General features: G+C 70.2%; 18 protein-coding genes and 1 tRNA gene. 8 read left to right on the top strand and 11 right to left on the bottom strand.

What is annotated here, in order from left to right; genetic code table 11:
* Positions 1-31: 31 nt before the first annotated feature.
* A complete protein-coding gene (gene rplL / locus J5V96_RS06465) occupies positions 32-409 on the bottom strand; it encodes a 50S ribosomal protein L7/L12 (protein ID WP_208501863.1) in 378 nt (125 codons plus the stop codon).
* A 48-nt stretch (positions 410-457) separates the two neighbouring features.
* Entirely contained in the window at positions 458-946 is a 489-nt protein-coding gene (gene rplJ, locus J5V96_RS06460) for a 50S ribosomal protein L10 (RefSeq protein WP_208501861.1), read from the bottom strand.
* Between the two features lie 389 nt (positions 947-1335).
* Here rplJ and J5V96_RS06455 point away from each other — a divergent pair, with 389 nt between their 5' ends.
* The 4 genes from J5V96_RS06455 (at position 1336) to J5V96_RS06440 (ending at position 6276) form a co-directional block, all read left to right on the top strand.
* Positions 1336-3228, top strand: a complete 1893-nt coding sequence (locus tag J5V96_RS06455; RefSeq protein WP_208501859.1) for an amidohydrolase — start codon at positions 1336-1338, stop codon at positions 3226-3228.
* Between the two features lie 79 nt (positions 3229-3307).
* Complete coding sequence (locus J5V96_RS06450) at positions 3308-3973, top strand: hydrolase (protein ID WP_208501857.1); 666 nt, start codon at positions 3308-3310, stop codon at positions 3971-3973.
* A gap of 82 nt (positions 3974-4055) precedes the next feature.
* On the top strand, positions 4056-5810 hold the full coding sequence (locus J5V96_RS06445) for an MFS transporter (protein WP_208501855.1): 1755 nt from the start codon (positions 4056-4058) through the stop codon (positions 5808-5810).
* 10 nt (positions 5811-5820) lie between these two features.
* Positions 5821-6276 carry a MarR family winged helix-turn-helix transcriptional regulator gene (locus J5V96_RS06440; protein WP_208501853.1) on the top strand — a complete coding sequence of 152 codons (456 nt, stop codon included), beginning with the start codon at positions 5821-5823 and terminating at the stop codon, positions 6274-6276.
* Between the two features lie 62 nt (positions 6277-6338).
* Here the strand turns inward: J5V96_RS06440 and J5V96_RS06435 are convergent, their stop codons facing one another.
* Entirely contained in the window at positions 6339-7025 is a 687-nt protein-coding gene (locus J5V96_RS06435) for a YqaJ viral recombinase family protein (protein WP_208501851.1), read from the bottom strand.
* Between the two features lie 78 nt (positions 7026-7103).
* The gene (locus J5V96_RS06430; RefSeq protein WP_208501849.1) at positions 7104-7991 is read right to left on the bottom strand and encodes a LysR family transcriptional regulator ArgP; all 888 of its coding nucleotides are present in this window, start codon (positions 7989-7991) and stop codon (positions 7104-7106) included.
* A gap of 75 nt (positions 7992-8066) precedes the next feature.
* Between J5V96_RS06430 and J5V96_RS06425 the strand changes: the two genes are divergently transcribed.
* Both J5V96_RS06425 and J5V96_RS06420 read left to right on the top strand, forming a co-directional pair.
* Complete coding sequence (locus J5V96_RS06425; RefSeq protein WP_307793544.1) at positions 8067-8810, top strand: LysE/ArgO family amino acid transporter; 744 nt, start codon at positions 8067-8069, stop codon at positions 8808-8810.
* 108 nt (positions 8811-8918) lie between these two features.
* Positions 8919-9200, top strand: a complete 282-nt coding sequence (locus J5V96_RS06420; RefSeq protein WP_208501847.1) for an acylphosphatase — start codon at positions 8919-8921, stop codon at positions 9198-9200.
* A 62-nt stretch (positions 9201-9262) separates the two neighbouring features.
* On the opposite strand, the gene rplA is transcribed toward J5V96_RS06420, so the two are convergent.
* Positions 9263-9955 (bottom strand): 50S ribosomal protein L1, encoded by a 693-nt coding sequence (rplA, locus tag J5V96_RS06415; RefSeq protein WP_208501845.1) that lies wholly within the window; start codon positions 9953-9955, stop codon positions 9263-9265.
* A 14-nt stretch (positions 9956-9969) separates the two neighbouring features.
* A complete protein-coding gene (gene rplK / locus J5V96_RS06410) occupies positions 9970-10401 on the bottom strand; it encodes a 50S ribosomal protein L11 (RefSeq protein WP_208501843.1) in 432 nt (143 codons plus the stop codon).
* A 357-nt stretch (positions 10402-10758) separates the two neighbouring features.
* On the opposite strand from rplK, the gene J5V96_RS06405 reads away from it, so the two are divergent.
* On the top strand, positions 10759-11373 hold the full coding sequence (locus J5V96_RS06405; RefSeq protein ID WP_208501841.1) for a TetR/AcrR family transcriptional regulator: 615 nt from the start codon (positions 10759-10761) through the stop codon (positions 11371-11373).
* A gap of 82 nt (positions 11374-11455) precedes the next feature.
* Here the strand turns inward: J5V96_RS06405 and nusG are convergent, their stop codons facing one another.
* The 5 genes from nusG to J5V96_RS06380 form a co-directional block, all read right to left on the bottom strand.
* Complete coding sequence (nusG, locus tag J5V96_RS06400) at positions 11456-12508, bottom strand: transcription termination/antitermination protein NusG (RefSeq protein ID WP_208501839.1); 1053 nt, start codon at positions 12506-12508, stop codon at positions 11456-11458.
* Positions 12509-12570: 62 nt separating this feature from the next.
* Positions 12571-12831, bottom strand: a complete 261-nt coding sequence (gene secE / locus J5V96_RS06395) for a preprotein translocase subunit SecE (RefSeq protein ID WP_208501837.1) — start codon at positions 12829-12831, stop codon at positions 12571-12573.
* A gap of 35 nt (positions 12832-12866) precedes the next feature.
* A tRNA-Trp gene (locus J5V96_RS06390) sits at positions 12867-12939 on the bottom strand.
* A 173-nt stretch (positions 12940-13112) separates the two neighbouring features.
* Positions 13113-14219, bottom strand: coding sequence for a thiolase family protein (locus tag J5V96_RS06385; protein WP_236014534.1), 1107 nt, complete (start codon positions 14217-14219; stop codon positions 13113-13115).
* A complete protein-coding gene (locus tag J5V96_RS06380) occupies positions 14212-15318 on the bottom strand; it encodes a class I adenylate-forming enzyme family protein (protein ID WP_307793543.1) in 1107 nt (368 codons plus the stop codon). The genes J5V96_RS06385 and J5V96_RS06380 overlap by 8 nt, the downstream gene beginning before the upstream one ends.
* Before the next feature lie 152 nt (positions 15319-15470).
* On the opposite strand from J5V96_RS06380, the gene J5V96_RS06375 reads away from it, so the two are divergent.
* Entirely contained in the window at positions 15471-16670 is a 1200-nt protein-coding gene (locus J5V96_RS06375) for a pyridoxal phosphate-dependent aminotransferase (RefSeq protein WP_208501833.1), read from the top strand.
* Positions 16671-16672 lie beyond the last annotated feature (2 nt).

Genomic DNA, 16672 nt, shown 5'->3' with positions numbered 1-16672 from the left:
CAGTGTCGATCAAGCAACTCCGTGAAGGAGATTACTTGAGGACGACCGTCGCGCCGGCCTCCTCGAGGGACGCCTTGGCCTTCTCGGCGGCCTCCTTGTTCGCGCCCTCGAGCACGACCGAGGGGGCGCCGTCGACGACGGCCTTGGCCTCGCCGAGACCGAGCGAGGTGAGCTCGCGGACGGCCTTGATGACCTGGATCTTCTTGTCGCCGGCGGCCTCGAGGACGACGTCGAACGAGTCCTTCTCCTCGACCTCCTCAGCGGCGCCACCAGCGGCACCGGCAACGGCGACGGGGGCGGCGGCGGTGACGTCGAACTTCTCCTCGAAGGCCTTCACGAACTCGGAGAGCTCGATGAGGGTGAGGTCGGCAAACTGCTCGAGGAGCTCCTCGGTGGTGAGCTTCGCCATGATGTATCTCCTAATTAAGTGGGGTTTGTGGGAGAGAACGCGAACTGCTTACGCAGCCTCGGCGCCCTCGAGCTTCTCGCGAAGAGCGTCGATGGTGGCGGCAGCCTTGCCCATCGTCGCCTTCATCATGCCTGCGGCCTTCGCGAGCAGAACCTCACGGCTCTCGAGCGAAGCGTAGGTGTCGACCTCGGCAGCGCTGAGGGCCTTGCCCTCGAAGACGCCGCCCTTGATCACGAGAAGCGGGTTGGCCTTGGCGAAGTCACGCAGGGCCTTCGCGGTGGAGACGAAGTCTCCGTGCACGAACGCGATCGCCGACGGGCCCTTGAGGCTGTCGTCGAGCGAGTCGAAGCCCGCGGCGTTCGCCGCGATCTTCGTCAGCGTGTTCTTCACCACGGCGTAGTCCGCGTCCTGACGAATGCTGTTGCGCAGCTGCTTGAGCTGGGCAACCGTCAGACCGCGGTACTCGGTCAGCAGGACGGCGTTCGAGTTCTCGAAGTTCTTCGTGAGCTCGGCGACCGATGCATCCTTCTGCGCCATGGTCACTCCTAGATCTGTTCGGGACATCTCACGGCGGTGAGACATCGACCAGAAGATCGCCCACGAAAAGCAGAACGCTCCGGCGCAAGCGCACGGAGCGTGGATCCAGAAGGATTTCGTTCGTACACCTGCGCGGGCCCCTGCGATGCAGTGCTTCGGTCGTCTCGCGCAAGCGCATGACGATGACCGGCGGTCTTCGGCTTCCCCCACTCTAACACGGTCGAACGCGGACGCCGAACCGGCGCCGACCGGGCGCCGACCGGCCGGGCGCGACACGCCCGAGATCCAGATCTTCATCGATCCGGAATGAATATCTTGCTCGCAAGCTTCTTCCACACTGAACGTCATCGAGATAAGCAACGAGACGGCAGCACAGGAAGAAGAACGACATGGCCACCATGCCCGTCAGGGGGATCACGCCGGGGAAGACCTCCTCCCCCGCCGACGTGGTCGTCCGCAATGCAAAGGTTCACACAGGGGATCCCGCCCGCCCCGCGGCGAGCGCAGTCGCGATCACGGACGGCGTCATCACGGCCGTCGGACACGACGCCGAGATCCTGCCGCTCGTCGGTGTCGGCACGCGCGTCATCGACGCGCAGGGACGCCGCGTCATCCCGGGGCTGAACGACTCGCACCTGCACGTGATCCGCGGAGGCCTCAACTACGTGCTCGAGCTGCGGTGGGACGGAGTGCCGTCGCTGAAGATCGGCCTCGACATGCTGCGCGAGCAGGTCGCCCGGACGCCCCGCGGACAGTGGGTGCGTGTGGTCGGAGGCTTCACCAAGGAGCAGTTCGTCGAGAAGCGCCTCCCCACGGTGCGCGAGCTCAACGCGGCCGCCCCCGAGACGCCGGTGTTCATCCTGAACCTGTACCAGTCGGCCATCCTGAACCGCGCCGCCGTGAAGGCCGCGGGATTCACGAAGGACACCCCCAACCCTCCGGGTGGCCAGATCGTGCGTGGCCGCGACGGCGAGCCCACCGGAATGCTGCTCGCCGCGCCCGGCGCGCTCATCCTGTACTCCACCCTGGCGGCGGCGCCGACCCTGCCCGAGGACGAGAAGGCGGCCTCGACCCGCCACTACCTGCGCGAGCTCAATCGCTTCGGCCTGACCTCGGCGATCGACGCGGCCGGCGGCTTCCAGAACTTCCCCGACAACTACGGCACCGTGATGGAGCTCGCGGAGAAGAAGGAGCTGACCGTCCGGATCGCTTACCACCTGTTCCCGCAGGTGGGCGGACAGGAGATCGACGACCTGAAGCGCTGGATCGGCATGATCCGCCCGGGCGAGGGCGATGCCTTCCTGCGCCTGAACGGGGCCGGCGAGAACCTCACGTGGAGCGCGGCCGACTTCGAGAACTTCGCCGAGCCGCGTCCCGAACTGGGTGCGGGCTACGAGGCCGAGTTCGAGGCGGCGGTGCGCCTGCTGCGCGAGAACGGCTGGGGCTTCCGCCTGCATGCCACCTACGACGAGACGATCCAGCGCGATCTCGCGGTGTTCGAGAGGCTCGCCGCCGAGGGCCTGTTCGGGTCGGACGCCAGCTGGCTGTTCGACCACGCCGAGACCATGAGCCCCGAGAGCATCGAGCGCGTCGCGGCGCTGGGCGGATCCGTGTCCGTGCAGAACCGGATGTCCTTCCAGGGCGAGGCGTTCGTCTCGCGCTACGGGACGCATGCCGCCGAGACCGCTCCCCCGGTGCGAGGGCTGCTGGCTCGCGGTGTGACCGTGGGGGCCGGCACCGACGCGACGCGCGTCTCGTCGTACAACCCCTGGGTCGCGCTGCACTGGCTCGTCACTCGCAAGACCCTGGGCGGCACGACGCTGTCGTCGCTCGCCAACGTCGTCGACCGCGAGACCGCGCTCGAGATGTACACCCACGCCGGCGCGAGACTCACGGGCGAGGCCGACGTGAAGGGCATCCTGCGCGAGGGCTACTACGGCGATCTGTCGATCCTGTCGGACGACTTCTTCGCGGTCGACGCCGAGGACATCCCGCATATCGAGTCGCTGCTCACCGTGGTCGACGGGCGCGTGGTCTACGCGGCCGGCGAGTACGAGGGCCTCGACGAGCAGCTGCCCGCGGTGACGCCCGAGTGGAGCCCCGTCGCGCACTTCGGCGGCTACCACGCCACGTCCGCGCCGTCGAAGGGCGGGGCCGCCCAGGCGCGGCTCATCGCCGAGGCCGCGGCCGACAGCGAGCTGCAGCGCCAGTGGCGCGAGGCCCGCACCGGATCTCCCGTGCCCGTGATCGAGGCATCCGCCTTCGAGACGCATGCGCACTGATCCGATTCCTCCCCGAACCTCCGTCACCCGACGGACCCGAACCCCGCTCACGAGGCGGACCCAAGAGAAAGAAAGAGCAATGACCGATTTCACCCTGGACAACATCACGGCCACCCCCAGCGATGACCTGATCACGCCCGACAACGCCGTGTTCCTCTTCGTCGACCACCAGCCGCAGATGTACTTCGGTGTCGGATCGGATGACCGCCAGTCGATCATCAACGCGACCGTGGGCCTTGCGAAGGCGGCAAAGGCCTTCGACGTGCCGACGATCCTGACGACGGTGGCCGCGAAGGGCTTCTCGGGCAGCATCCAGCCGTCGCTGCAGGCCGTGTTCCCGGAGCAGACGCCGATCGACCGCACCACGATGAACGCCTGGGAGGACCAGAGCGTCGTCGACGCGATCAAGGCCACCGGTCGACGCAAGATCGTCATCTCGGGCCTGTGGACCGAGGTCTGCATCGTGCTCCCCACGCTCTCGGCACTCGCTCAGGGCTACGAGGTCTACGTCGTCACCGACGCCTCGGGCGGTGTCACCAAGGTCGCGCACGACAACGCCGTGACGCGCATGGTGCAGGCCGGCGCCGTGCCGGTCACGTGGATTCAGGTGCTGCTCGAGCTGCAGCGCGACTGGGCGCGCGGTGAGACCTACGCCGCCACGACCGACGTCGTGAAGGAGCACGGCGGCTCGTACGGCCTCGGCCTGTTCTACGCCGGCGAGTTCATCGGCGGCAACGCGGGCTGACCGGCCCGCTGGGCGACGGATCCGGACCCGAACCGGATCCGTCGCCCCCGGCCGCGAGACGAACGAGAAGAAGGAGCTGGACATGGGAATCGACCTCGGACTGCTGGCGCTGCGCCTGGTGCTCGGGTTCTTCCTCGCGGGGCACGGACTTCAGAAGGTGTCCCATCTGTTCGGAGGCGAAGGACTCGACGGTGGCAGCCGCGAGTTCGCCGACGACGGATTCCGGGGAGGCCGGCTGACGGCCCTCGCCGCGGGCGGGGGTCAGATCCTCGCCGGCGTCCTCTTCCTGTTCGGAGCGCTGACTCCGGTCGCGGCGGCGACCGCGACCGGGGTCATGGCCGTCGCCCTCACCGTCAAGGCCACCAAGGGCCTGTGGGTGCAGCACGACGGCATCGAGTACCCCCTGGTGCTCGTGATCCTCTCGATCGCGCTGGGCCTCACCGGTCCCGGCGCCTGGTCGGTCGACGCCCTCCTCGGGCTCACCGGCCTTCCCGGGTGGGTCGGCCTCGCGGCCGCCGCCCTCGGGCTGGGCGGAGCCGCCGCCGTGCGACTCCTCCTCCACCGTCCTGTTCCCACGCACCCAGAAAGCCGGGCCGTCGAAATGACCGTCTCCCCCGTCCGCTCTCGCATCCGTCCTCGCGCCCGGCTCGGGCGGCGTGGCGCCTTCCTCGCGATGGCTCTCACGTTCGCCCTTCTCACCACGGGCGGCACCCTTCCCATCCCGCTCTACACGCTGTGGGGCGCCGAACTGGGCTTCGACGCCTCCGTCACCACGTGGATCTTCGCGATCTATGTGCTCGGCACCCTGCTCGCCCTCGTGGTGGCCGGAGGGTTGTCGGATCAGGTGGGCCGCCGGCCGTTGATCATCGCCTCCGTGCTCATCACGGTCGCATCCGCGGTGCTCTTCCTGATCGGCGGATCCGTCGCCGTGCTGCTGATCGCGCGCCTCCTGTCGGGCATCGGCGTGGGTCTCATCACCTCGGCGGTGACCGCGGGTCTGGCCGAGGCCTACGAGGGCGAGAACACGGCCACTCCGCAGGTCGTGTCGACGGTCGCGAACATGGGCGGCCTCGGCCTCGGGCCGCTGCTCGCCGGCGTGTTCGCCCAGTACCTCGTGATGCCGACGATGCTCGTGTTCATCGTGTTCCTCGCGCTGACGGTGATCGCCACGGTGTTCGCGCTGCTGCTGCCGGAGACGAACCGCACGGCCGATCCGTCGCGTCTGCGCGCCCGTCTCAACATCGGCGTGCCGCGCTCGGCGCTCGGGGTCTACGTGCGTGCCGCCTTCGCCGTGGTGCCGACCTTCACTCTGCTGGGCCTGTTCTCGAGCCTCACCCCGCGCTTCATCGCGCAGTCGCTCGATGTGCACAACCTCGCCGTGGCGGGCCTTGCCACCTTCGTGCTCTTCGAGATCGGCGTCATCGCTCAGCTGCTCGGTCGCCGCTTCGCGCCGCGCGTGATCGTGCTGGTCGGCCTGCCGATCCTCATCGCATCGCTCGCGCTCGTGCTGATCGGCTTCGAGACAGAGCAGCTGGCGATCTTCGCGATCGGCACCGTGCTCGGCGGCTTCGGCGCCGGCCTCACCTTCTCTGGCGGGCTGCGCGCGGTGGGATCGGCCGTGCCGCACGCTCTCCACGCCCGCTCGGTGGCCACCTACTTCGTGGCGGCCCAGGGCGCTCTCGCCGTGCCGATCCTCACCATCGGCGGGCTCGCCGCCATCCTGCCTCTGCAGATCGCGACTCGGATCGTCCTGCTCGCGGTGATCGCTCTGGCCGCGGTCGCGCTGATCGTGAACCTCGTGCCGGCGCGCCGGACCGACGGCTCTCCCCGCGAATAGGGTGGACGACGTGGCCCGCACAGAGAAGATCAGCGACGACGACGCGATCGAGCTGTGGGGGTCGGTCATCCGGGCGGCGGGCATCGCGCACCGCCGCCTGCTGGCCGTCCTCCGGGAGCGCTTCGGCCTGAACGAGGCCGAGGTCGACACCATGGTCGTGCTCGGCGGTCGCGAGTCGGGCTGCGGCACGATGACCGAGCTCGCACGCAGCGCGAGCTTCACCAGCGGCGGCTACACGAAGATCGCCGACCGCCTGTGTGCCCGCGGCCTCGTGGAGCGCACCCCGGTTCCGGGCGATCGCCGCGTGACGCAGCTCATCCTGACGCCCGAGGGACGCGAGATGGCGATCGAGCTGCGCGCGCTCACCGCCGAGATCAACCGTGAGCACTTCATCGACGTGATCGGCATCGAACGTGCCCGCCTCGTCGCGGGCGCCCTCGACGAGGTGCGTGCCGCGAACGAATAACGCCTCGAGCCGGGGCCGCGCCGAGACGGGGCCGCGCCGAGCCGGGGCCGCCAGGCGGCGCCTCAGTCGGACAGCGCGAGGGCGCGGAAGATGTCGCGCTCGCGCAGCCTCTCGCGGTTCGAGACCGGCACGGGAGCAGGTGCCTCGGGAGCCACGGGGCGGGCGTTGCCGGTGGTGCGGTGATACAGCTCGTCGATGAGGGCGGTGGCAAGGCGCACGAGCTGCCCGATCTCGCGCTCGTCGCGGTCGATCCACATCGACTTCGGCTCGTCGTGCACCGGCTGGAAGTCGCGGTGCTCCTCCCACACGAACAGCGTGCGCTCGGCGCCCGTGACGTGCTGCTGCCACCACACCTGTCGCAGGTAGGTGCGCGGGATCGACCGGAACGGCTTGTTGGTGGTCTTGATCTCGGCCAGGCGCAGCCGGCCATGGGCGTCCAGGCCGACGCCGTCGGGCGTGGCCAGGTGGCGCCTCTCGACGACGGCGTGAAAGAGGGCGCTCGACGGCTGGATGCCGTGAGTCGCCGCCACCCAGGCGGCGATCTCCGGCTCGCGGCGCCGACCGTGATCGGTGTACGAGTTGCCCGAGAAGCGCGAGCCCATGAGCTTCTGATCGGCCACGCGTGTGATGGCCTTGTCGCTCGTCAGGTTGGCGACGTCGGTCGCGGTGATGCCACGCGCGCGGGCCCGCAGCCAGCCCACCCGGTCGCGGGAGTCCGCGAGGATCCGGGATTGCAGTTCGGGCGTCACCTGACGACCCTAACCCGCGGGTCCGACAACCACCCTGAGGCAACGCCGGATCCGTCGCACCCGGGTCGCGTCGGGACGTCAGGCGGGTTCCAGGGCTGCTCTGGCGGCGGCGACGACGGCCTCGCGGATGTCGCTCAGCAGCGGCGACCGCAGGTTCCACTGCTGCCAGTAGAGCGGCACCGAGACGTGCGGCCCGTCGAGCCGCACCAGCCGGCCCGTCTCCAGGGCCGCCTGCGACTGCATGGGCGGCAGCAGCCCCCAGGCGAACCCGAGCCGGATCGCCGTGGCGTAGTCCTCCGATGCCGGCACATAGTGCCGGGGCGGACGCGAGGGATCCACGCCCCGCTCCGCCAGCCACTGCGACTGCAGGTCGTCGGTGCGGTCGTAGTCGAGCACGGGCGCCGACGACAGGGCGTCAAGCGACGACCCGGCCGGGAACCAGCGCTCGACGAACGCCGGCGAGGCGACGGGCTCGTACACCGTCGCGCCGAGCGCGGTGACGACACAGCCGGCGATCGGGTCGCGCTGCGACGTGACGGCCGCGGTCACCGTGCCCGCCTCGAGCAGCGCGATCGTGCGGTCCTGATCATCGCGGTGGAGCTCGAGCGAGATGTCGTGCGCACGCACGATCGGCTCGAGCGCCGGCAGGAACCACGTCGCGAGCGAGTCGGAGTTGACCGCGATCGGCACGTGCATCCGCCCGGGGCCCTCGAGGCCCAGCTCGACGCCCGCGTCGTGCCCCAGCACGGCGTACTGACGGGCGAGCCGCACCACCACGGCGCCGGCCTCGGTGGCCCGCGCGGGCTTGGAGCGCACGACCAGCACCCGGCCGAGCTGCCCCTCGAGGGTGCGCAGGCGCTGGCTGACCGCCGACGGGGTGATGCGCAGCGCCCGGGCGGCGCCGTCGAGACTGCCCGTGTCGACGATCGCGGCGACCGTGGCCGCGAGATCCGGTGCGATCCACATGAAGCAGAGCTTACGTGGAGTGAGGATCGTGAAGGTCTGTTTGGTTGGCCTCCCATCCGGGCCTAACGTCGATCCGTGCTTATCCCCCTCTCCTCCCCCGGCTTCACCGCGCTCATCGCCGGTCTCGGTCTCACACTCTCGCTGATCATCGCGCCGGGGGCACAGAACATCTTCCTTCTGCGGATGGGCATCCTGCGTCGGCACATCGTTGTGCTGGCTCTGATCTGCATGGCGAGCGACGCGCTGCTCATCGCCGCCGGCGTCGCCGGCTTCGGTGCCGTGGTGCGCCACGTGCCCTGGCTGTTCGATGTCGTCCGCTGGTTCGGCGTCGCCTTCCTCGTCTTCTACGGCCTCTCCGCGGCGTGGCGCGCCTGGCGCCCGAGCGGTCAGACGCTTGTGGTGGACGAGCCTGCCCCGACTCCCGCGGGCTCCGGATCAGGATCCGACGCCGGATCCGACTCCGGATTGTCGCTCGGCACGGGCACCGCCGCCGTGCTGACGCGGGAGGTGACGGCGGTCGCCGCGCCGACGCGCACCCTCGTTCCCGCGATCCTGTCGTGCCTGGCCATGACGTGGCTCAACCCGCACGCGTACCTTGACACGGTGTTCCTGATCGGGTCGGTCTCGGCCGGCTACGGCGACCTGCGCTGGCTGTTCGGCGCCGGCGCCGTACTCGGCAGCGTGATCTGGTTCACGTTCCTCGCCTACGCCTCGCGGTACGCCGCCCGGCTGCTTCGCTCCCCGCGCTCGTGGCGCATCCTCGATGCCCTCATCGCGGTGGCCATGCTGGCCCTCGCGGCGAGTCTCGCGCTCTCCTGACGCGCCCCCTTCCGCCACATATCGCCGCGGTCCATCATGTGAATCCAGGCGGTGCATCGCGGCCCGTGACGCATGAGACGACGGTGCCCGAGCGACGAAGGAGACGAGATGAGACATGTCCACGTGATCGTCCACGGGCGAGTGCAGGGCGTCGGCTACCGCTTCGCTCTGCAGCAGTTCGCCCAGAAGCACGGGCTCACCGGCTGGGTGCGCAACCGCCGCGATGACGCCGTCGAGGCGGTGCTCGTCGGAGATCCCGTCGCCGTCGACACCGCGCTCGCCTGGATGGAGCAGGGCCCCGCGGGGGCCGAGGTCACCTCACTCGAGACGGCGGGCGGCGCATTCGCCACGCCGCTCGGCGACGGGTTCCAGATCCGCCCGAACGCCTGAACCCCCACGCGAAGAAGGCCCCCACCTGACGGTGGGGGCCTTCTGCGTCACGCGGAAGCGTCTCAGGCGATGCTGTTGACGTCCAGCGGGATGCCGGGACCGAAGGTGGTCGACACGGCGCCCTTCTGGATGTAACGGCCCTTCGACGAGGACGGCTTCAGGCGCACGATCTCGTCGAGAGCGGCCTGGAGGTTCTCACCCAGCTGCTCGGCGCCGAACGAGGCCTTGCCGACGATGAAGTGCACGTTGGCGTGCTTGTCGACGCGGAACTCGATCTTGCCGCCCTTGATCTCCTCGACGGCCTTGGCCGGGTTGGGGGTCACGGTGCCGGTCTTGGGGTTCGGCATCAGACCACGCGGGCCGAGCACCTTACCCAGACGACCGACCTGGCCCATGAGCTCGGGAACCGCGACGGCCGAGTCGAAGTCGGTCCAGCCGGCGGCGACCTTCTCGATGAGCTCGGCGCCGCCGACCTCATCCGCGCCCGCGGCGATGGCGGCCTCAGCGGCCGGACCGTTCGCGAACACGATGACGCGGGCGGTCTTGCCCGTGCCGTGCGGGAGCATAACGGTGCCGCGCACCATCTGGTCGGCCTTGCGCGGGTCGACCGAGAGCTTCAGCGCGACCTCGACGGTCGAGTCGAACTTCGCCGAACCGGTCTCCTTCGCGAGCGCGACGGCCTCGGTGGGCGTGTAGAGCTTGCCGGCGTCGATCTTCTCGACGGCAGCCTTGAAAGCCTTGGACTTGGTAGCCATGATCGTTATCTCCCTCAGTCCTCGACCGTGATGCCCATGGAACGGGCGGTGCCGGCGATGATCTTCGAGGCAGCCTCGAGGTCGTTCGCGTTCAGGTCGGGCTGCTTGGTCTTCGCGATCTCGAGGACCTGGTCCTTCGTGAGCTTCGCGACCTTGACGGTGTGCGGCGTGGCAGAGCCCTTGCCCACGCCCGCGGCCTTCTTGATCAGCTCGGCGGCCGGCGGCGTCTTCAGGATGAACGTGAAGCTGCGGTCCTCGTAGACGGTGATCTCCACGGGGATGACGTTGCCGCGCTGCGACTCGGTCGCCGCGTTGTACGCCTTGCAGAACTCCATGATGTTCACGCCGTGCTGACCCAGGGCCGGACCGATCGGCGGCGCCGGGTTGGCTGCACCGGCGTTGATCTGAAGCTTGATCAGGCCGGTCACCTTCTTCTTAGGTGCCATTTCCTCTTCCTCTCATCGAGCGGTGCCGGTTTGCATCCGCTCTCCCGCACGCAGGACCGACCCGGATGATCCGGGTCCCCCTGTGGCGGTGTCGTTCGCGCAGACAGGGCGCGAACCACAAGAGCTTACCAGAAGAGGAGGGACCGTGGCGGGGCGCTCCCCCTCCTGGCGTCCCGCCACGATCGTCGCGCACCAGGCCCGCCTCGAAGATCTGGGCATCCGCGGCGGGCGGAGACGCTCCACCCAGCACAGCAGATTTCTGGCCGAGTGTCCAGCCTTCACTGAACGGTCGTCCAGATCACCCTGGTCCCCGCACCCGGCGGCTCCTACACTGAGACCCCGAGGGCAGGAGGGGCCATGAGCAGCGTCACCGCGCGCGCCGAGCGCGCCAGGGAGGACAAGTTCGCCGCCCGCCGCCGCGAACTCGCCGAGACCGCTCTCGCGGTGATCGCCGAGCAGGGGTTCGCACGAACCGGCCTGCGCGACGTCGCCGCCCGCAGTGCGCTGTCGACCGGCGTTCTCCACTACTACTTCGAGAGCAAGGACGACCTGATCGCGCAGGCGGTCTGGCAGCACAAGTCGCAGTGCGCCCGGCGCTACGACGGCATCGTCGCGGCCGCCCGCACGCCCGATGAGCTCGCGGCGGGGGTCGCCGAGGCCATGGCGGCGACGCTTCGCGACGAGGCGACCCTGCACCGGCTCTGGTACGACCTGCGCAACCAGGCGCTGTTCGAGGAGGGCTTCCGCGACACCATCATCGCGATCGACGCCCTGCTGACCGACATGGTCTGGGCCATCGTCGAGCGTCATGCCGAGCTCGCCGGGCGTGAGCCGTCGATCACCCCCGGCACCGCCTATGCGCTGGTGGACGGGCTCTTCCTCAACACGCTGATCGCTCACCTGCGGGGCGACGGCGACGCGGTCGAGCGGATGCGCACGGGTGCGGAGGAGCTGATCTCGGCCCTCGTCTGACGCACGTTCGCGGGCCCTCGCGAACGCGGAACGCCCCGCCGGCAGCAGCCGGGCGGGGCGTTCGCGTGCGGACCGAAGTCGGTCAGATCATCTTGGTGACCTGGTCGAACGACAGCTCGACCGGGGTCTCGCGCTCGAAGAGCGAGACGAGAACCGTGAGCTTGCCGCTCTCGGGCTTGATCTCGCTGATCGAGCCGGGAAGACCCGCGAACGAGCCCTCCTTGATCGTGATGGTCTCGCCGATCTCGAAGTCGACCTCGGCGGTGAGGACACGCGCCTGCGCGGCCTGACCCTTGGGCGCGCCCGACTTGGCCTGGGCCTGCGCCTCCTTGATCTCGACGAGCGGCTTGAGCATGTTGAAGGCCTCTTCGAAGCGCAGCGGCGTCGGGTTGTGGGCGTTGCCCACGAAGCCCGTGACACCCGGGGTGTGGCGCACAACCGACCAGGTGTCCTCGTTGAGCTCCATGCGCACCAGCACGTAGCCGGGGATGCGCACGCGGGTGACCATCTTGCGCTGGCCGTTCTTGATCTCGACGACGTCCTCCATCGGGACCTCGACCTGGTAGATGTCGTCCTCGACCTCGAGCGTCGACTTGCGCTGCTCGATGTTGGCCTTCACCTTGCGCTCGAAGCCGGCGTAGGAGTGGATGACGTACCACTTGCCCTCGAGGGAGCGCAGCTCGGCGCGGAACGCCTCGTACGGGTCGTCGGACGACTCGTCGTCGGACTCCTCGTCGCCGGACTGCTCGCCCAGCTCCTCGTCGTCGCCGTTCACGTCGGGGCCGTCGTAGGGCGCGATCTCCTCGGCAGCGGCGGCCTCGGCCTCGGCCTGCTCCTCCGCGGCGGAGTCGTTGAGGACCTCGGCGGCGGCCTCGACCTCTTCGGTCTCGTCGATGTGCAGTGCGTCGTTCACGATCGCGTCAGCCTCCGGGTCGTCGATCTCGATGTCTTCGTCGTCGCGAACGTCCTCGTCGGCGTCGTCCTCGTCCCCGTCGATGTGCATCGCGAGGCGCTCGGCGGCGTCGCTCGAGTGGGAATCCTCGTACAGGACGTTGCCCTCCTGGGCCTCGTCCTCCTCGCTCGACTGCTCGGCTGCGGGAGCCCAATCGGCGTCGTCGACGTGCTTCTCAGACACTGGAATCCATCTCTTCCGTTCACGCGACGGATGAACGAACGTTCATCCGATCCTGCGTCAGATCAGGCGGGGACTCCGAAGACGACCTGCGAGACCCACGTGAAGACGTAGTCGAGGCCGTAGACCAGGCCCATCATGACGAGCACGAACCCGAGCACGACCGCGGTGAACTTCAGCAGCTCCGAGCGGGTCGGGGTGACGACCTTGCGGAGCTCGGCGATGACCTGGCGGAAGAAGATCACGATGCGGGCGAAGAAGCCGGGCTTCTTCTCGCCGGTCGTGCCTGCCGCGACGACGTCGCCGCTCGCTGCGTCCTGGACCATTGACTGCCTTTCGTGAGTCAGCTGATGCTGACGCGCAGGGCGGACAGGAATCGAACCTGCAACCTGCGGTTTTGGAGACCGCTGCTCTGCCAATTGAGCTACCGCCCTAGAGATCCGGGGATCTCATGGTCGTCTTCACCTTTCGAAGAACCGGATCAGGGCACGGCGAAAGAATGCAGACAACTGATGCACTCCCAAGCATACGACATGGTCTGAGGGCCCGCGAACCACGGCCGACGCCCGCGCGTGTTCCCGGCGGCCGATCAGCGGCGCTTTCGAGCTCACACGGCCTCGACCACGAGGGCGATCCCGAGGCCGCCGCCGACCGACGCCGCTGCCACCCCGAGGGCTCCGGGAGAGGGGTCGCGCACGAGGCGGCTGAAGAGGCGCACCACCGCGACCGCCGCGCTCGCACCCCACGGATGACCGAGCGCGAGGGCGCCCCCGTCCGCGCAGACGCGGGGGTCGTCGTCGGCGATGCCCAGGCGCGAGAGCACGGCGAGGCTCTGCGCGGCGAACGCCTCGACGATCTCGAAGGCCGCGATGTCCGCCGCCCCGAGTCCAAGCCCGTCCAGCGCCGCCTGCACGGCCGGGGCGGCCCCGATCCCGGGCAGCGCGGGGTCGCACCCGACGATGGCCTGGGCGCGGATCGCGAGCCCGTGCCCGTGGTCGGCGATCACGACGGCCGCGGCGCCGTCGCTCACGCGCGTCGCGCTGCCCGGGGTGACCGTGCCGCCCGGGAACAGCGGCTCCAGTCGCGGCAGCAGCGCCGGACGGACGCCGATGCCGTCGTCCCGGCGCACCGCGCCGACGGGCACGATCTCCGCGTCGAAGCGGCCGGCGTCGCGCGCCGCGCCGGCGCGGGTGTGGCTGCGGGCCGCGTGGGCATCCTGACGCTCGCGGGTGAGGCCGTCGCGGATGGCGAGGGCCTCGGCGGCCGCGAGCATGTCCGGATCCCCGAAGCCGGCGGGCGCGAACGGCGCCTGCCGGTAGGCGATCCCGTCCCGGATGCGCGCCGGGGCGGTGGAGGCGCTCTCCGCGCCCCCGGCGATCCGGGTGCGCCCGTCCAGGCGCACGGCGTTCGCGGCGTCGAGGATCGCGGCGAGGCCGCTGCCGCACTGGCGGTCGACCGTCGAGCCCGGCACCTGCACGCCGAGGCCCGCCTGCAGCGCCGCCACGCGGGCGGGGTTGCCGCCCGGGCCCATGCAGTTGCCGAGCACAACGTCGGCGATCTCGACCGGTCCCCCGGAGAGGGCCCCGGCGTCGTCACGCGTCGCGCGCACGACGGCGGCGGCGAGATCGGCGACCTCGAGCGAGGCCAGGGAGCGGCCTCGCACGCCGATGGGCGTGCGGCGAGCGGCGACGATGATGGGGGCGTTCTCAGACAAGGCGCACCCACTCCCCCGTCTGGATCTCGCGCACGATCTGGGCGCGAGCAGGTTTTCCGGATGCCGTACGGGGCAGCGGCCCCATGAACCAGCGTCGCGGCCGGTGCGCCGGGGCGAGCACCGCGGCCGCCGCGCCGCGCAGGTCGTCGAGCGAGGGGGCGGCATCCGGATCCGGCTCGATGACCGCCGCGACCAGCGCGCCCAGGGTGCGGTGCGGCAGCCCCACGACCGCGGCGTCGCGCACCCCGGGCAGGGTGCGCAGCTGCGCCTCCACCTCCTCGGGCACGATCGTCGCCGACGCCGACAGGATGGCGTCGTCCATGCGCCCGAGCAGGTGCACGCGCCCGTCCCTGAGCGTCGCCCGGTCGCCCGAGGCGATCCATTCGCCGTCGCGGCGCAGGGGTCCGTCCAGGTAGCGCGCCGCGACGTACGCGGAGCGCACCCACAGCTCTCCGTCCCGCACGTCGGCCTCGACGCCGGGCAGGAGGGCGAGGCCGGATCCGTGATCGGCGGCCACGTAGGACAGCTCGGCCGCGCCGTAGTACGCGACGACGCGGATTCCGGCAGCTTCTGCGCGGGCGCGCAGGGCCGGATCCAGATGCGATCCTCCGACGAGGGCCGCCCGCAGGCGCGGGGAGCCCTCGGCGTCGAGCAGCGCGCGCAGCGCCTGCGGTGTGCCGTGCAGGACGGTCGCCTCGGCGAAGTCCTGCGCCACCAGAGCGCGGCCCCGAGGCAGCAGGGGTCGAGGACCGCCCTCCGCGGCGTGGGCGAGAGAGAACTGCGTGAGCGAGGAGACCGCCGGAGCGGGCAGCGCCACCGCGTCATCCGGTCCGGCCTCCAGCAGGTCGGCGATCACGGGGAACGACGACGACCACGACGCGGCGGTGCGCAGCACGATGCGGGGACGGCCGCTGCTGCCGCTGGTGACGGCCGCCCACGCGATCTGCGGATCCGGCTCCGCCCGCGACGCGGCATCCTGCACCTGCTGCCAGTGGGAGGCCGACCAGCGCGGATCTCCGACCAGCGGCACCGCGCCCGCGGCGCGCACGAGGGCGATCCGCTCGACGACGCGCGGGGCGGCGTCGTCGCGGATCGGCACGAGCTCTCCTGGCCTCACGTCACCTCCCGAGCGCGGATGGCCGCTGGATGACGATCAGCCTACGTGCGCCGTGTTTCCGGGATGTCGCGGTGTGCGCGCGGTGTGCGCCGAGCGGGTTTCGGGCGCACGCACCGCCCAAATAGACTCGACGCGTGACCGACCGCGCGCCTCTCTCCCGCAAGCTCTCCGCCATCGCCGAATCCGCCACCCTCAAGGTGGATGCCAAGGCCAAAGCCCTCAAGGCCGAGGGCAAGGACGTCATCTCCTACGCCGCCGGTGAGCCCGACTTCGCGACACCCGAGTTCGTCGTCGACGCCGCCGCCGAAGCGCTGCGCAATCCCGCGAACCTCCGCTACACGCCGGCCGCGGGTCTGCCCGTGCTCAAGGACGCGATCGTCGCCAAGACCCGCCGCGACTCCGGCCTCGAGATCGCCGCGTCGCAGGTCGTCGTCACCAACGGCGGCAAGCAGGCCGTCTACCAGGCCTTCCAGGCCGTGGTGAACCCGGGCGACGAGGTGCTGCTCCCCGCGCCGTACTGGACCACCTACCCCGAGGCCATCCGCCTGGCCGACGGCGTGCCCGTCGAGGTGTTCGCCGGTGCCGATCAGGACTACAAGGTCACGGTCGAGCAGCTCGAGGCCGCGCGCACCGACCGCACCACGGTGCTCGTGTTCGTGTCGCCCTCGAACCCCACCGGCTCGGTCTACACCCCCGAGGAGACCAAGGCCATCGGCGAGTGGGCCCTGGCTCACGGCATCTGGGTCATCAGCGACGAGATCTACCAGAACCTCGTCTACGAGGGCGCCAAGGCCGTCTCCATCGTCGAGGCCGTGCCCGAGCTCGCCGGCCAGACGATCCTCGTCAACGGCGTCGCCAAGACCTATGCCATGACCGGATGGCGTGTGGGCTGGATGGTCGGCCCCGCCGACGCCATCAAGATCGCCGCGAACCTGCAGTCGCACCTGAGCAGCAACGTCAACAACGTCGCCCAGATCGCCGCCGCCGCGGCGCTGAACGGCCCGCAGGACGACGCCGAGAAGATGCACGAGGCGTTCGACCGCCGTCGCCGCCTGATCGTCTCGGAGCTGTCGAAGATCGACGGCGTGACCGTGCCGAACCCGCTCGGCGCCTTCTACGCCTACCCGGATGTGCGCGGCCTCCTCGGCCGCACGTTCGCGGGTCGCACGCCGACGACGTCGCTCGAGCTGGCCGACCTCATCCTCGACGAGGCCGAGGTCGCGGTCGTCCCCGGCGAGGCCTTCGGCCCCTCGGGCTACCTCCGCCTGTCGTACGCCCTCGGCGACGACGCCCTGCTCGAGGGTGTCCAGCGCCTCCAGCGCCTCTTCGGCTGACG

This window comes from Microbacterium stercoris (assembly GCF_017592545.1).
Lineage (GTDB): Bacteria > Actinomycetota > Actinomycetes > Actinomycetales > Microbacteriaceae > Microbacterium > Microbacterium stercoris.
This window is presented reverse-complemented; position numbering and strand designations above follow the sequence as displayed.

What these genes read in the sequence shown, in the direction of transcription:
- rplK (WP_208501843.1), bottom strand. Translation starts at nt 10,401, where the DNA reads ATGGCACCTAAGAAGAAGGTGACCGGCCTGATCAAGCTTCAGATCAAC.
- J5V96_RS06450 (WP_208501857.1), top strand. Translation starts at nt 3,308, where the DNA reads ATGACCGATTTCACCCTGGACAACATCACGGCCACCCCCAGCGATGAC.
- J5V96_RS06455 (WP_208501859.1), top strand. Translation starts at nt 1,336, where the DNA reads ATGGCCACCATGCCCGTCAGGGGGATCACGCCGGGGAAGACCTCCTCC.
- J5V96_RS06430 (WP_208501849.1), bottom strand. Translation starts at nt 7,991, where the DNA reads ATGTGGATCGCACCGGATCTCGCGGCCACGGTCGCCGCGATCGTCGAC.
- rplJ (WP_208501861.1), bottom strand. Translation starts at nt 946, where the DNA reads ATGGCGCAGAAGGATGCATCGGTCGCCGAGCTCACGAAGAACTTCGAG.
- J5V96_RS06445 (WP_208501855.1), top strand. Translation starts at nt 4,056, where the DNA reads ATGGGAATCGACCTCGGACTGCTGGCGCTGCGCCTGGTGCTCGGGTTC.
- rplL (WP_208501863.1), bottom strand. Translation starts at nt 409, where the DNA reads ATGGCGAAGCTCACCACCGAGGAGCTCCTCGAGCAGTTTGCCGACCTC.
- J5V96_RS06405 (WP_208501841.1), top strand. Translation starts at nt 10,759, where the DNA reads ATGAGCAGCGTCACCGCGCGCGCCGAGCGCGCCAGGGAGGACAAGTTC.
- secE (WP_208501837.1), bottom strand. Translation starts at nt 12,831, where the DNA reads ATGGTCCAGGACGCAGCGAGCGGCGACGTCGTCGCGGCAGGCACGACC.
- J5V96_RS06420 (WP_208501847.1), top strand. Translation starts at nt 8,919, where the DNA reads ATGAGACATGTCCACGTGATCGTCCACGGGCGAGTGCAGGGCGTCGGC.
- rplA (WP_208501845.1), bottom strand. Translation starts at nt 9,955, where the DNA reads ATGGCTACCAAGTCCAAGGCTTTCAAGGCTGCCGTCGAGAAGATCGAC.